The sequence below is a fragment of the Bartonella sp. MR110HLJHH genome (assembly GCF_042194225.1).
Taxonomy (GTDB): Bacteria; Pseudomonadota; Alphaproteobacteria; order Rhizobiales; family Rhizobiaceae; genus Bartonella; species Bartonella grahamii.
In genome coordinates this window covers 492,041-507,826 of sequence record NZ_JBHIMQ010000001.1, presented here as the reverse complement: position 1 = coordinate 507,826, position 15,786 = coordinate 492,041, and the positions used below count along the sequence as shown (strand labels likewise).

10 protein-coding genes, 1 tRNA gene and 2 pseudogenes are annotated in these 15,786 nt (G+C 33.6%); 2 read left to right on the top strand and 11 right to left on the bottom strand.

Translation table 11 applies throughout. The annotated features are described in order from the left end of the window. Positions 1-541: 541 nt before the first annotated feature. From ACFIKB_RS01945 to ACFIKB_RS01915, 7 genes are all read right to left on the bottom strand, one after another. A complete protein-coding gene (locus tag ACFIKB_RS01945; protein WP_375628330.1) occupies positions 542-616 on the bottom strand; it encodes a hypothetical protein in 75 nt (24 codons plus the stop codon). A 490-nt stretch (positions 617-1,106) separates the two neighbouring features. Next, on the bottom strand, positions 1,107-1,652 hold the full coding sequence (locus ACFIKB_RS01940) for a biotin transporter BioY (protein WP_375635938.1): 546 nt from the start codon (positions 1,650-1,652) through the stop codon (positions 1,107-1,109). 273 nt (positions 1,653-1,925) lie between these two features. Then, on the bottom strand, positions 1,926-2,495 hold the full coding sequence (locus tag ACFIKB_RS01935) for a biotin transporter BioY (protein WP_375635939.1): 570 nt from the start codon (positions 2,493-2,495) through the stop codon (positions 1,926-1,928). A gap of 15 nt (positions 2,496-2,510) precedes the next feature. Continuing rightward, positions 2,511-3,149, bottom strand: coding sequence for an energy-coupling factor transporter transmembrane component T family protein (locus ACFIKB_RS01930; RefSeq protein WP_375652666.1), 639 nt, complete (start codon positions 3,147-3,149; stop codon positions 2,511-2,513). Beyond that, the gene (locus tag ACFIKB_RS01925) at positions 3,146-3,826 is read right to left on the bottom strand and encodes an energy-coupling factor ABC transporter ATP-binding protein (protein ID WP_375635941.1); all 681 of its coding nucleotides are present in this window, start codon (positions 3,824-3,826) and stop codon (positions 3,146-3,148) included. The genes ACFIKB_RS01930 and ACFIKB_RS01925 overlap by 4 nt, the downstream gene beginning before the upstream one ends. A 40-nt stretch (positions 3,827-3,866) precedes the next feature. Further along, entirely contained in the window at positions 3,867-5,294 is a 1,428-nt protein-coding gene (locus tag ACFIKB_RS01920; RefSeq protein ID WP_375652679.1) for an amino acid permease, read from the bottom strand. Between the two features lie 1,075 nt (positions 5,295-6,369). Then, positions 6,370-6,573: a SlyX family protein gene (locus ACFIKB_RS01915; protein WP_375652665.1), complete on the bottom strand. Its 204-nt coding sequence runs from the start codon at positions 6,571-6,573 to the stop codon at positions 6,370-6,372. A 455-nt stretch (positions 6,574-7,028) separates the two neighbouring features. Here ACFIKB_RS01915 and ACFIKB_RS01910 point away from each other — a divergent pair. Next, a tRNA-Thr gene (locus ACFIKB_RS01910) sits at positions 7,029-7,101 on the top strand. A 100-nt stretch (positions 7,102-7,201) separates the two neighbouring features. Here the strand turns inward: ACFIKB_RS01910 and ACFIKB_RS01905 are convergent. Further along, a pseudogene (locus ACFIKB_RS01905) lies at positions 7,202-7,381 on the bottom strand (helix-turn-helix transcriptional regulator). Positions 7,382-8,432: 1,051 nt separating this feature from the next. Here ACFIKB_RS01905 and ACFIKB_RS01900 point away from each other — a divergent pair. After that, positions 8,433-9,095, top strand: coding sequence for a lysozyme (locus ACFIKB_RS01900; protein WP_012754682.1), 663 nt, complete (start codon positions 8,433-8,435; stop codon positions 9,093-9,095). 360 nt (positions 9,096-9,455) lie between these two features. Here the strand turns inward: ACFIKB_RS01900 and ACFIKB_RS01895 are convergent. From ACFIKB_RS01895 to ACFIKB_RS01885, 3 genes and pseudogenes are all read right to left on the bottom strand, one after another. Then, a pseudogene (locus ACFIKB_RS01895) lies at positions 9,456-9,697 on the bottom strand (integrase); the annotation flags it as partial. 2,676 nt (positions 9,698-12,373) lie between these two features. Beyond that, positions 12,374-13,525, bottom strand: coding sequence for an FMN-dependent L-lactate dehydrogenase LldD (lldD, locus tag ACFIKB_RS01890; protein WP_375647112.1), 1,152 nt, complete (start codon positions 13,523-13,525; stop codon positions 12,374-12,376). Between the two features lie 1,154 nt (positions 13,526-14,679). Beyond that, positions 14,680-15,768, bottom strand: a complete 1,089-nt coding sequence (locus ACFIKB_RS01885; RefSeq protein WP_375647113.1) for a 2'-deoxycytidine 5'-triphosphate deaminase — start codon at positions 15,766-15,768, stop codon at positions 14,680-14,682. Positions 15,769-15,786: the final 18 nt, after the last annotated feature.

Below are 15,786 nucleotides of genomic sequence, written 5' to 3'. Positions count from 1 at the left end.
ATTTCCTTCCAACTTTATGCCCATCAAGGGTAATATCTTCCATCACACCTTCAACTACAACAATCTTGAGATGACCGTGCAGGCAGAGTAAAATAGGCTTAAAATTTGCCAACAGTTAGAGGAATTAGTGTCTAAAAAATTCTGCTAATGAGGTTTATTTTGCTTTTCCTTGACTTTTAAGCCACGCTAGCATGTCTGAATCCACACGCACAGTTAGCAACAGTTTTCGTTGGTTTATAGAACGGATTGAGAACGGCGTTTTTCCAGAACACATCATTGAGTGACGAAATCTCTCTATGATCAATTGTACTGTCCGGCATTACAGCCAGTTTATCAACTTCAACTCTCTGTTTATCTGTCAAAGGTGATAAGTTACCTACCTCAATTTCATAACGAACTTTCTTCTTTATAACGTTTCCTTTCTTTCAAGTTGGCTCGCCGTGCTGAAATAATACGGATTCCCTCTATGCCATCTTTATCGTCATAGACAGTATGCGCTACGAATAATAATAAAAAAACCATCCATGAGCCCTAAAGCTTGCTAACCATACTCTCCGTTTTCAATACGATCTTGTTTAGCTATGGAGAATGAGTCCGAAAAAACACATGCAGCCATTTCAAAACTTACACGGTGCTTTCTAAGATTATTTTTTGTTTTAGCTTCATCCCATGCAAATCTTATTTTTATACCTTATATTAACACATTTATAAGGGTATTATGTACATCAAGAGTTTTAAATGAACACTGAATTATCAATGTTTTTGTACAATTAATATAATTTAATACTTTAAAAATTAGTGATTAATTAACTGAAAATATAAAAAATAATAAATAATCCTAAGGCGTTATGCATATAATATGCAAATCGAATAAAACTTACAAGCATGTTGAATAAAATGATATTAATTGACTATTTAGGGGTCTGCTCCTGAAAGCAAAAAATAAATTTTGGTGCCGAAATATTCAACTTTCGTATGGCTACCTTTGAGAGCTATACAGATAAAAATACCAATAAAAAGTAAATAAAACAGAATGGTATTCCGTGGTGCTTTTTAATCCACATACATTTGGCAAAAATTGTTCTTCAGTACAGAACTACCCCTTTTTAAGAATGAATGAGAGGAGCGATTTTTTTAATGGTCAACGCTACAAAGGATGCAATCAGCACTTTCAAGAAACCACCAGCCAAAAAACCTAATGAACTTATTAAAACCGTCAGCAAAGGAACCTGAGTCATATAAGCTACCCATGGTATTCCAAAAGAATAAACTATCCCAATGCCGCCCACAGTATTTATCACAAATAATATTATAAAATTTAACCGCTGCCAAAACAATTCTACCATAAAACCAATAAAAAATGCAGCAAATGGAAAACTAATCAGATAACCACTCGTAACTCCTGAAAAAACACTAATTCCACCACGACCACCAGGCAATAGAGGTAACCCAATCGCAATAAGAACAAGGAAAAGAAGTGATGCTAAAGCTCCCCTTTTCGCTCCAAGTATAGAGCCTGCTAACATCGGAGCCATAGACTGAGCTGTAATAGGGACACCCAGCAAAAAAGGAAAATAAATAGGAGGAAAAAGACTCAAAACAGCGTAAATAGCGGCAAATAAAGCAATATAAACTAAATCTTTTGTATTCACTGAATTATTCCTTCACTATGAAAAAACTTTTGTTATTGTTTTATAATTAATAAGTTGTATAATTAATAAAAAGTATCAGATTTATAAAAGTACACTTTAAATGCCTTAGATATAGAGAAAAATACTATAATAATTTATTTTAATAATATCACTTATATAAATCACATTAGATTCTACAATGTTTAATTACATTATAGATTACTATGGTTAAATTCAGTAAACTTATTGTGATGCATGAATATCATATAATAACAGCATAACAAAATAATACATTTATTTTAGCTTGTTCTTATTATGCTTTGAATGAATGAGAGGAACAGATCTTTTAATCGCGAGTGCAACAAAGGATGCAATCAACACTTTTAAACAATCGCCTATCAAAAAACCTGATGAAGCCATTAAAACCTTCAGTAAAGAGACTTTGGTCATATACGCTGTCCATGGAACACCAAAAGAATAAACTATCCCAATGCCACCAACAGTATTTATCACAAATAATGTTATAAAATTTAACCGCTTCCAAAACAATTCTACCATTAAACCAATAAAAAATGCAGCAAATGGAAAACCTATTAAGTAACCACTTGCAATCCCTGAAAAGACACTGATCCCACCGCGACCACCAGGTAACAGAGGTAATCCAATCGCAACAAGAATAAGAAAAAGGAGTGACGCTAAAGCACCCCTTTTTGCCCCAAGAATAGACCCTGCTAGCATCGGTCCCATCGATTGAGCTGTAATAGGTACCCCTAGAAGAAAAGGAAGATAAATAGAAGGGAAAAGTCCCAAAATAGCATAAATAGCGGCAAATAAAGCAATATAAACTAAATCTTTTGTATTCATTTGATTCTTCTTTCACTATAAAAAACTTTGATTATTATGAGATGCTGTATCAATGGTATCAGCATCATAAGAACGCGCTTCCAATGCTTCAGCCACTTCTGAAGCCATTCTTATGGTTCGTATAATTAAAGGTATCGCAAGAGCGACAATGTTAGTATTAAGTCCCCGTGCTTGCTGTGCTTCATGTACCTCATTAAACTTTTCACTCAAAAGAGGAATAAACCTGATCGCCATAGAGATAACCATACTCACTTTTGATGGATTTATACCAAAACAGCAAAAAGGCTGAAGCCCGACTTCAATTGCATCCACCATATCTGAAACTTTTGTTGTGAATGAAACAAGTGATGATAAAGAAAAGAGGATAACAAGACGTAATATGACCTCAACCCCCGTAAGCCAACCGCTAAAAATAGTTTGAAATACAAATAGAAGAACTAAAAGCAATCCCATCGATTTAAATTGCTTCATCGCAGTTTTGAGAGGGAGCTTGGCGACTCTATAGAATAAGATGACCAACAACAAAAATAACCCAAGAAGCGCTATGGAAGAAACCATTATTATAAAAGTTCCACACGCCGCAAGAAATAATAACTTAACTCCAGGACTTAACCTATGAATAAACGTATCCCTTGGAATATATAAACCGATCATGACATTCTTCTTATATACTCCTTGATAGCAACAAAAGGTACATCATCAATTGCTATCTCCCCCTTATCAAAAACCAGCACTCTATCAAACTTTTTCAAAAACTCCAAATCATGCGATACAACTATTGCCGTTTGTGGTAATTCTTCTATCACTTGCGTAACGCGATGCTTATTTCGCAAATCAAGTAATGTCGTCGGCTCATCAAAAATAATGTAGTCTGGTTTCATTGCAACTACACCGGAAATAGCAACGAGTTGTTTTTGCCCACCACTTAATAAATGGACAGCGTGATTTCTGAAGTCTTGAAGTTCATAGCGCTGTAAAATTTCATCTACACGCTCCTTAATTTCATCTTTACTAAGCTTTAAATTTTTGAGACCAAATGATAAGTCCTCTTCAACTAATGGTAAAACAATCTGATTATCGGGATTCTGAAATACAAATCCAACTTTACGCTTTACTGCTTTTGCATCGCGCTTGGTATCAAGCCCATCAACGCTTACAAAACCGTGAGATGGTAATTGGAGTCCATTAATAAGACGAACAAATGTACTTTTTCCAGAACCATTCGCACCTATAACAGCAATTCGTTTTTCGGTAAGCTGTACAGTAATATTTTTTAAAACACACAAATCACCAAAAACTTGTGTTACCTCATCAAATTTTATAGTCCCCAAGATTTATTCCAATCAATCCCTTTTATTAGCTCTTCTTTCTCTATCGTTTCAGTTTATAACCTAAAAGTAATAATAAGCACCATAGAGGAATAATAATGACTGCCAAACTCATATCAGGCATCTGTACAGGAATATATGTTTCAAGAAAAGGCACGCTTATTCCTATCATATCAAAAAGTCGAGTCATCAATCCATTTTGCCCAAAACCACTGATAAACATAATGCAAAATAATAAAGCAAGAAAGCAGAGACAAAGATAGTTAGCGTAAGGATATAAACCAAACGCATAAGTAAAGTCGCCTTTTTTGTTCTTATGTGCATTGCGAAATTTCAAATGAACAATAACAATAATAGCCCAAGTAATCACTGCTGCTGCAGTTGCAAGAGCCATGATCCGCATGAAACTATTATCAGGAACAAGAGCATTAACAACGACAATCAACACCGTACAGAATGATGAAAAAAGGATAGCAATATAAGGAACACGAGCAGCACTCAGTTTACTAAAAATATGTGGTGCATTTTTTTGTACAGCTAAACTATAAAGCATACGTCCATTAGAATAAATGCCACTATTGTAAACAGAAATAGCAGCCATAATCACCACAAAATTCAAAATATGACCAGCAGCAGGAATTCCTATAGCCTCGAAAATTGTAACAAAAGGACTACCATTTTTTCCAATCATATTCCAAGGGCTGATTATCATAATAACGCTGATAGAACCAATATAAAAAATTATAATTCTCCACATAACTTGACGGATAGCCGCTGGAATTGTTTTTTGTGGATCAGATGCCTCTCCAGCAGCAATACCAATAAGCTCTGTTCCTCCAAAAGAAAACATTACTACAGAAGTCGCTAAAACAACCCCTACTGCTCCATAAGGGAAGAAACCGCCATGGTCCCAAAGATAATGAATATTCGCTTGATTTTCCCCTAGTCCAGTGACAATGAGAAAAATTCCCAAAATAATCATACCAATAACAGCAGCCACTTTGATCAAAGCGCAAGCAAATTCAAATTCTCCATAAAAACGAACATTAAACAAGTTAATGAATGTAACAAATAAAAGAACAACGAAAGATGCCTTCCAGTGATCAATCAAAATCCAATGATCAAGGTAAAACCCTATCACTGTAAGTTCAGCCATGCTCACAAGAATATAAAGAAACCAATAATTCCAACCTGTTATGAAACCAGCTAATCTCCCCCAATATTTATAAGCAAAAAAACTAAATGCTCCTGAAGACGGTTCTTCTACTGACATTTCACCAAGCATTCGCATAATGAAATACATAATAAGCCCGCCGACAAGATAAGATAAAATGACTGAGGGACCAGCTAATTGAATTGCCTCGGTTGATCCATAAAAAAGTCCCGTCCCAATAACGCCACCCAAAGCAATCATTTGAATATGGCGATTTTGAAGGCTACGCTTCAATTCATTGTGCTTTTTTTCAAACATCATGCCTCATTACTTTTGTTGAACCTAACCTCAACTTTTATCGAAAAATTAGGCACCTTTTTCAAAAAACACAAAACAAACGTAAACCTATTTTCTTATCATAATGCAACTCCTTATTTTTTTGTGCATTATACATATGCCCCGTTGAAGTTTTAAGAAAAAATATGCTCCACTATTTATTTAAATTAATGTCCTTCATTTTCGTTACACTAACCATTATAGCATTGGTCATTGATAACGCACACTCTGTAATCACATCACATTGGACAACAACCCCCTTTAATAAAATTTTAATAAACCTTCTGCAAACAGATGTCTACCACCTTAATCAATCTCTATGCAAAGTAATGCCTGATTTTCTGTCTTCAATTTGCATTACTCTCACTTATTTACCAGCATGGTTTATCTTTGGTGCTTTAGCAATAGTATTTTGTATCTTAAATTACGAAAAACAAAAACCTTTTCACAAAATATCATATACATATAACGAAGAATATATTTAATCTTGAAAAAGACTTCTAGAGCTCTTTGTACTATACACAACCGATATCGCTTAGAGCACCTCACCCGATTAAAACAACTGAAAATAACTTGATCATCAGAATGGATTAAAACGCTTTATTATAAATATACGCGCTCACTTATGATTTCTATAGATAACGATAACATCACTTCATTTGTATCACTTTAAAAAAATTAGCGAATAAATCTAACTCCCATCTATAGAAAACTCTGTACAGAAAAAAACTTAACATATTGAAGTTCATATATTTTTATGGATGCTTTTTTATACTCTACAAAAACTTTTCTTAATTTTAGTACTAGAAATCACATATAAAAAACGTCTTCTAATATCAGCACTCCTTATAAAATTGGAACTTCTTGAAATTAATGAAGAAGCTTATAAAAATTATTCTACAAATCTAACAAAATGCGTTAAATAAAAACTAATCTGTAAATAATTGCAATTGTAATAAAGAACATTTTGCACCTTCCTCCCATTGTGATATCCACCCTATTACATCTAAAAAAATCCAAGAGACTATTAGTAGAAAAATTTTTAAGCACCTTCTCCCTATTGAGAAAATGGTAAAATAACAGCTTCAGTAACACTCTGTTCTTTTAAATCTGAAAGTCGTCTCGCTAAAACATCAACTTTTTTAGATATCTCATCCAAACTTTTCCATTGATTCGTTACCACTCGAGAAAGTTCCTCAATGAATTTTTCTTGGTAAGCTAGCTTTATTTCTAGTTCTATCAGCCGATCTTCATCCGACATGATTCTTACTCCATCTTAAATAAAAAAACGTGATTAATTTTATTAATCCTCCCCCTTTTTCTTCCCCTAAAAATGAGAAGTAACTTTTCAACTAATTCTACTCATCTTATTTGCACATTATAAAGGGTTTATAATGATCTTTATTTTCCTAATCACTTATTCAACAAATTTCTTTCTTAAGAATCAGAAAATGTTTTTTATCTTTACTAAGTTATCTTGACACCATTTTCCATCCTAAAGATCTACATTCCCAGCTTCTTAATTTGAGTGCTATCGTAAATTGGAAAGCATTTATAGTATTAAGATCAAAGAATACTGTCCTCTGACTTTTACATACTTCTCCTGCAAATTATTATCATATTTTATAAATTATTGAAAAAATGCATTCTTGCTTTTATACGTACTTTTAGCTATTACCCTCAAATTAGTTTTGTCTCATTGATTTACAAACCTATGCCGCATTAGCTCAGTTGGTAGAGCACATCATTCGTAATGATGGGGTCGCTGGTTCGAATCCGGCATGCGGCACCGCATTTTCTCTTTTTCATATTAGAACATATGGATTTTTATTTAATTATCTGTTTGAAGACCACCTTCTACAGTTTATATAATTTTACCTAATTTGTTCTTATTTCTTTGGAGTAAAGGCTAAGATCTCTTTCTTTCTCCACCTCACCGCTCTCCCTAGCTTATATGGCTCCGGAAACAACCCCTGAAGCACCTAATGGCGAATCGTTGTTGTGGATACACTAAAAAGCTGTACACATTCACGGGTTGTTACATATCTATCGCCATCATCAAATATCATCTCATTACCTTTCTCTTTTTTATGTTATGTAAATGGGCGGAGATGCTAGGAGGAGAGAACCTCCCATATCTTCAAGCGGCTTTTTGTTAAAATCTTTTGTATCTCTTGTACTATTGCCTCTAAAAAGATTTCAATAGCTTGATTGATTTGTTTAAGACGCTTCTGGAAACGTAGCCAATACAACACTAGACAAAGATGATACCATTGTCCCCGAATGCCCCATAAAACACTTCATATGAAAAAGACGAAAGCATTATTCATATGGAAAAATATATGAAACCGAAATCATCATTCAAGTTTATTACAATACAATATTCTTTACAACACTATCCAATATCATTGGTCCATATATTGAATATGCTCCACTACTATATTGTTTTAGTTGGAAACAGACTACTAGAGAGGGAGAAAATATCGATTATGTTTTTATATAACATTTTATTTAAAATCCTTCATAAAGATATTTTTTAAGAAAATTAAGCAATTAGAGGAAAAAATAAATAACAGTTAAATTCACTATAGATTTTTTGATTAAATATGTATAATACGTTATGTGTATATCGTGTTGATTCTAAGATAATTTGTAGATCTATAATATTCAACTGTAATGTTTTTTTGTTTTTATGAAAATAATTCTATGGTGTAAGTTATGGGTTATGCAATTACTTGAAAATCAATACCTATTATTTCATTACTTATTATATCTCTTATTTTTTTGTTAAAAAATGCTTTTTTTCATCAGGATTATTGAAGTTTTTTTAAGTAAAGTTCTTCTAAATCATTCTGGATCAACTGTAAGAATTTATGAGTAAAATCTATCTGATTATAAATGGATTTATTATAAAGTTATTATATTGAGATGGAGATCAATTGCTGCAAAATGAATGGTGTTTAGCATAATATTTGTTCAAAAAACGATATGGGTTTTAACATAACTCACTATGGAGATTTTGAATTTATTATGCCCTTTCACTGTTCTGTTCTTAAAAATGAGTAGATGTAAGTTTTCGATTCATATCCTGCTTTGTGTAGTTTTTTATAGGTAAGAATAATGCGAAAAATATCAAAAGAAGGGCTTGCATTGATTAAGCAATTGGAAGGCTTACGTTTATCGGCTTATGAATATTCTGGTGGTGTATGGACAATTGGTTATGGACATACAAATGCTGCTGGTGCTCCAAGCGTCCACAAAGACATGCAAATTACGGAAAAAGAAGCTGAAAAAATCCTTTGTCAGGATTTGAGAGAGTGTGAACTCGTTGTTGAAAAAGCCGTTACCGTTCCTTTAAACAATGAACAATTCGCGGCATTAGTATCATTTTGCTATAACGTAGGAATAACAGCCTTTTGCAATTCTACACTTTTAAAAAAGCTCAATAAAGGTGCATATGAAGTGGTACCAACTGAATTGCAAAAATGGACAAGAGTAGGAGGAAAACGTATCCAAGGTCTTGTCAATCGCCGAGCAGCCGAAGCAGGATTATGGGCGAAAGGATCTCATGTTGCCCCAAATTATCATGTAGTAGAATCAGAAGGTGTAACAGGTATTTGCAAAGTAGAAGCTCTTGCACCAATCATAGGTTCTTTTTCAGGGCTTGGAGGGCTTTTTTCAGGAAATGGTCCTGTTCAATGGGTTTTAGCAGGCATTATGGTTTTAGCTGCTTGTACAGCTATGGTATACATTGCTAAACGCTTTCAAGAACACCGCCTATGATCTTATGGATAAAAAAATATCTAACAATGACGTCAGTGACCATAGCAACTTTTCTTATAGCTTTAGTGAAAGCCTTTTTTCTTGGGGAACAAGTTGAGAAGAAAAAACAAACAAAGGAAGCTTTCAAGATAGGACAACACGGCTTAAGGTAGAAAATGAAGATTAATAAGAAAAGTGATGCTGCTATGCGTACTAAGCTTTCTAACTGGCTGCGCGACGAATGAACGAACTTCTTGTATTGGATGGCTGCCAATTTATTTGAATCGACAAGATATCAATGTGATTAATCCAAATTTGGCGAGAGATATTTAAAACATAATGAACAAGGTGCAGGTCTATGTGGTTGGAGACATAAACGGAAAATAAAGTGGGACCATTACCTTCTTTTAAAATATCACTGTAATATCTTGCAAACTCATATGCTGCTTTTAGAGAAAGTTTGTAACGTGCCTTTCACGGCGTTTATTGTGATGTGTATAACGGAAAAATTAAGAGTGCGTATTATCTTTTCGAACATTCAACCACAATCTTACTTCATCACAATATTTACCTTAGGGAGATACTTTTACAAAAGATGCTGATAATCTGTAAATCGCCCTCACCTAATTCACCTTCTCGTTCATCCTTCTATGCATTGCCCGTCCACCTTTTAAACCACCTTAAATTTTTGATATAGAATTTTTTCTTTAGTTTTTATTTTTTATTGAATCATAAAAATGATCTGTACCAATCTTGCCTCTATGCATCTTTATACATTTTGATTCTTGTTTCTAAAGCCCAGTCTACAAGCATGTCACTCTGTTTTTTATATTTAATATATATTTTTAGATTTATTCGTAACTTGCTAGAAAAGTTTCTATATTTTGATAGCAAATCTTCTATCAGTTCACTTTTTTCAAAAGATTCTGAAAGGATTCTCAAAAAGTCTACAAATTTAAAGACTCTTTAATGCGTATTGTTTCTTTTTTAGAAATCAAAATTGGTGATGCCTCATTCCTTACCAGAAATTGTATTATTTGAAGAGCAATCTGTATAAGATGATGTAATCTCTTTTATGAAGTTAACTAAAGTTTTTTGAATTTCTAGCACATTGTTTAATGACAAAAGAAACCTCCCTTTTATTTATGCAAGCAGCTTAGACATCGGCTGATAATTCTCCCGCTTATAAAAGCTTTTCTGGAATAACCTTCAGAACCACAATAAAGTGGTGAAAGATAAAACAAGTTTTTAGATGATCATAACGCACAATAAAATCGGACCAGTTTAAATGTTCAATGCTAACACCTGCTAAACAGAGGCAAATAAGTTTTAGCACGCCTTCAAATTGGAAAGACTTAAACCCACGCGCTACGACGGATTTCAACTCTCATCGTACGATTTACCTTCCCTCTAAAACTTAATCGCTGTAAATATAAAAACCTTGAAGCCTGTTCTAAATCCGTGAGAGTTGCTGGCTCTTGCTGTATTAAACGTTGAAACTCCTCACAGCTACTCATCTGAAATGCTAGCATTTTTCATAAAAGGACGATAGTAGCGTTGTAACATCCCCAAAAAGTTTACGACATCACCTGAGAGATTATTGCTGATTTCAGGGGATAGAATCAATTTCTGCTCAAAGAAAATCCCAGCCATACCAACAAAAGATTTAGTCTACATGCTATGAGAAATATCCTCAATAATTTTGATAATTTTTTTAGTCAAATTTCTTTTGTTACCAATATCAGCAGCAACTGTTGTGGAATTAACAGAATTATAATTTTTTATCTTAAAATGTATCCATTATTTTTTACATTCTTTCATCTATCTTAGCCTTCTTTTCACAGCTTCAAATGATAAAAAGTAGCTGCAATGTTAAGTTGTCTTGCATCGAACAAATTTCTCGCAAACTATCCCTATTGGCTAGATGACAACACATCCTCTATTTAAAGAAAGAAAACTTTTCTTTTTTATTCAGCGATAAAGTAAATATTATCCAATTACTTATGAGAGTAATTCGATCAAATGGAAACTGTAATTTTTTCCACTCTGAGTAATCCTGTACCCGTTTATATAGATTTGAAAAACACGCTGTTATGAATATTCATAAAAATGCTTTAAAAATTGATATCAGAAAAACTTCTGTTTAAAAAGGGAAAGGTGTTCTCTTACTTGCTACTGAAGAACCTGTTCAGATTTGTCTTGATATTGCTGTAGAGCTTCAAAAAACATAAAGTTATCCCAACGTTTACAAGTGTGCCAACAATTCAACTTTGAGATAATATATCTGTGCTAGAGTTATGCCAATCTCACCAATCTGTTATTGTCTGTGAAGAGCATAGTATCAATGGAGAAGCCTAGAGATGCAATTGTTAAATCGCTTATAGAACAAAACATTCTATGCCAATTTGTATCATTAGGAATACCTAACGACCCCATCTGCAATAAAAACAAACTGGATTTTTAATAAATTATGCAATCAATAGAGAAAGCATAAACAGTGTTAGCAATGACATACTATACAAAAAATATTCAACTGCTTCCTAATATGTTCGCCAGTTCAAAAACATCATAACTCATTGAGGATGCAAGAAAATAAGAAAGAAAAGCACATTAATTCACGCAGTCTTGCTCTCAGTAAACGAGCTTTTTTAAAGATTGTATGGGTATTTTTTTCATTGCTTAAAAATGTACTCCATAAAAACAATATCATACCCATATAATATATTATCCAATAAAATTAATATAAATAATATATAGATTATAGAAATATTATTTATTAGATCCATTTTTTATTATAATTATAGCTTTCAATAAATACATATTGACATTTTTAATAATTTTATTTATATACCATAATTAATATTATTCTATATTAAAATAAAACTAAATGAAGCTTATAAATTTACGTTTTATGCTAATGTGGGAAAGAAGTAATTAACATGTTATATTTTTATATATAGGAGGGAAAAATGCTCACAGCATTATTTATATCTATTTTTTCTATATCAACAGTTGTTTTACCTTTAATATCAGCGCTTGTTCCTTTTTATCCATAGAATGAGCTTTTAATAAAGTAAGTAAAAGATGTATGCAATGTTATTAGTATTTTTTTTGTGTTTATTATTATTAAGATTTTTGCGTTAATATTATTGTAATTACTGAGTATTTTCTGTGATTTTATAGAGGAGCTTTTTGATCTTTTCTATTTAACTTTAACTGTCAACATATTTGTAAAATATATAATTATGCTCCTCTATAAAAAGACTTTCTTTTTCTGAAAGCAGTATAACATATTGCTTTCATTGCTTAAAAACATCTATATTTACTAAACTCTTGCGTGTAATATCTTTGATTGTCTGAGTACCGGTCAGTGTCATAGCTACCCGCATTTCATTGGCAAAAAGATCAAGGAGATGCATAACACCTTTCTTACCTGCTGCTGCAAGCGCATAAACAAAAGCACGGCCAATCATAACAGCATCCGCACCTTGTGCTATCATGCGTACAACATCAAGACCAGAACGAACACCTGAGTCCGCTAAAATAGTCAAATGATCCTTTACAGCATCCGCAATTGCAGGCAACGCTCGTGTTGTTGATAATACACCATCAAGCTGACGTCCGCCGTGATTAGAAACAACAATACCATCCGCACCAAATTTTACTGCTTCTCGTGCATCTTCTGGATCAAGAATACCTTTCAAAATCATTTTTCCTTTCCAAAAATCGCGAATCCATTGTAAATCATGCCAACCAATTGATGGATCAAAATTTGCACCAAGCCAACCAACGTAATCATCCAATGCAATTTTCTTTTTGAGATAAGTGGAGACATTTCCAAGATCATGGGGGCGCCCCATAACACCAACATTCCAAGCCCAATATGGATGAGTAAACGCTTGTAAAAAACGACGTAATCCAGCATAAGGACCAGACATCCCCGAATGCGAATCACGATAACGTGCACCAGGAACTGGCATATCAACTGTAAAAACCAACGTGCGTACACCAGCTAACCAAGCCCGTTCTAGTGCATCACGCATGAAACCGCGATCTTTGAGAACATAAAGTTGAAACCAAAATGCACCTCCAACCGCTTCTTGCACTTCCGCAATGGGACAAACTGAAACAGAGGATAGAGTAAAAGGAATCCCTTTTGCCGCTGCGGCACGCGCCGCTTCTACCTCTCCACGACGTGTATACATGCCCGTTAGCCCAACAGGTGCAAGTACAATCGGTAAATCAAGTGTCTGTTCAAAAAGCTTGATTGAAAGATCAACTTCACCAACTTGCCTTAGAATCCTTTGACGCAGTGCAAGAGCTTGAAGATCTGTACAGTTACGTCGCATCGTTTCTTCAGCATAAGCCCCACCATCAATATAGTGAAAAAGAAAGGGAGGAAGACGACGCTTTGCCGCCTTACGATAATCAAGTGTTGAAGAAATAATCATTGATGGCACCATTGTTCCTAAATAAAAAGAGAAGACATACTAAAACGCATAAAAGCGAACCCGTGTACCTTCCTACTCGATATTCTCCAAAACGCTCTATTGAATAGATAGAAGCAACAGAGATTGCAACTTTCTAAAAAAACTAATTGATAAAAACAATGTCTTTATTTCTCCTATCCAAATTTAAAATCTCACAGTATGGGGTATCATTAATAACGTATCCTCTCATATATTGTTCATGTACAATTGAAGTGTTATACTTTCTTTAAACGAATACCTCTTCGAAAGCGATTGCTCCGCAGCTTAATTAGTTATAATTTAAAGTCGTTTCTCCCTCCAAAGGTCCTTAAATTATCGGTTATAAGAAGATAGAGCCTGTAGTCATTAAGTATAAACCATAATCTCCCCCAAAAGATAAAAAAATCCTTTATTAATACTGGAAATAAAGCTGTCGCATACATCCAGAAATCTTCTTATATCAATACTCAAAACTGAGACCTGTTACTTATTCATGAAAGTTTATAAAAATATACAGTGCCTAATTCACATAAAGCATAAAAAATTTTTTTAATGTTCATACTAGTAGAAGCTTTCCATATTGAATTGAATAATTTTCTAGCAATATTTTATATCTTGAAGCTATAAATGAGTTACTAAAAGTAGAACAATGTTTATTAAAAAAATTGTTACTAAACTGTAGTGAAAAACTTCTTTATTGGCTCTTAAGGATAATTTTTATACGAAATAAAATATACTGGTCATTCAAGCTCTAGAAAAATGGAGCAATAGAAGCATCCAATCTCGCATGTTTACTTTGAAAAACAAATACGTTACTGTTATATTGAATTTTAGTAACTTATTGATTTATTATAATCAATAAATACGAATAACATATTGAATATAGTAAAATTCTTTCATTTTAGATTTTTTCATGATGAAATAATCAAAACTATTCTTTTGCACATCATAAACGAAGTTCGTATAGATAAAACCTCTTGAAAAAAAGAAGTAAAAATGCCTCTCAAATGCAAGGGATGCAATAACTTTGGAAACTAAAAATAGAATGAATGGCGCCAATTTTGCGAAGAACAAAATTTTCTTTTATCCAAAATACACTTTCTGCATACATGTTATCAAAACTCGTAGTTTCCAACTCATTTAAAATGCTTGGACAACTTTAAACCCTGTGCTTGATAATGTGATCCAACATCATGTCCATAAAGGGTTGATGGTCGATTAAGCATATGCTCATAGACCAAACGGCCAATCATTTGACCATGCTCTAAGATAAAAGGAACTTCATGGCTCCGCACTTCTAAAACCGCTCTTGCTCCTTTTCCACCCGCTTCCATATGCCCAAATCCTGGATCAAAAAAGCCTGCATAATGCACCCTAAACTCACCAACTAAAGGATCAAAAGGAGTCATTTCGGCGGCATAAAGCGGAGGCACATGAACAGACTCTCGTGAAACTAAAATATAAAATTCATCAGGATCAAGAACCAACTCCCTTTGACCACGATCAAAAAGAGGTTCCCAAAAATCTAAAACGTGGGCAACAGCACGTTTATCAATATCAATAACACTTGTATGATGTTTACCACGATAACCCATAAGCCCTTTTTCGTCTCCCTTTAAATTAATGGAAAGACCAATACCACCAGCGCTAATATTAGGAAGATCCTCCGATATCAGTGTTTCTTGCTTTTGCAAAGTGTGTAACTCAACTTCATTCAAATAACTTTGCCCTTTTCTAAACCGAAGCTGTGATAAATGTGAGCCTTTATGCACCAAAATTGGAAATGTGCGTGGACTAATTTCCAAATAAAGTGGACCATGATAACCAGCACAAATTTTATCAAACTCCTGAGCATTATCCGTAATGACACGCGTAAAAATATCTAATCGGCCTGTAGAACTTTTGGGATTGGCAACAGCAGATAAAAATTCTGGTAAAGCTAAACTTTCCAAAAGAGGAACAATATAAACACACCCCGTTTCCAAAACGGCTCCATCTTGTAAATCAAACTCATGCAACTTTAACCGTTCAAGCTTATCCAAAACTTTTGTATCAGGGCCTGGCATAAAAGAAGCACGTATACGATAAGCTTTCTCCCCTAAACGAAGATCAAGGCTTGCTGGTTGTATTTGAAATCTATCAAATGGATACTGAGCCTTGAGAAAGTTATTCTCAATCAAAGCTTGTATATCACTATCTGCTAAAATACCGCTTATACGCGCCATATATATTGCCTTTCCTTT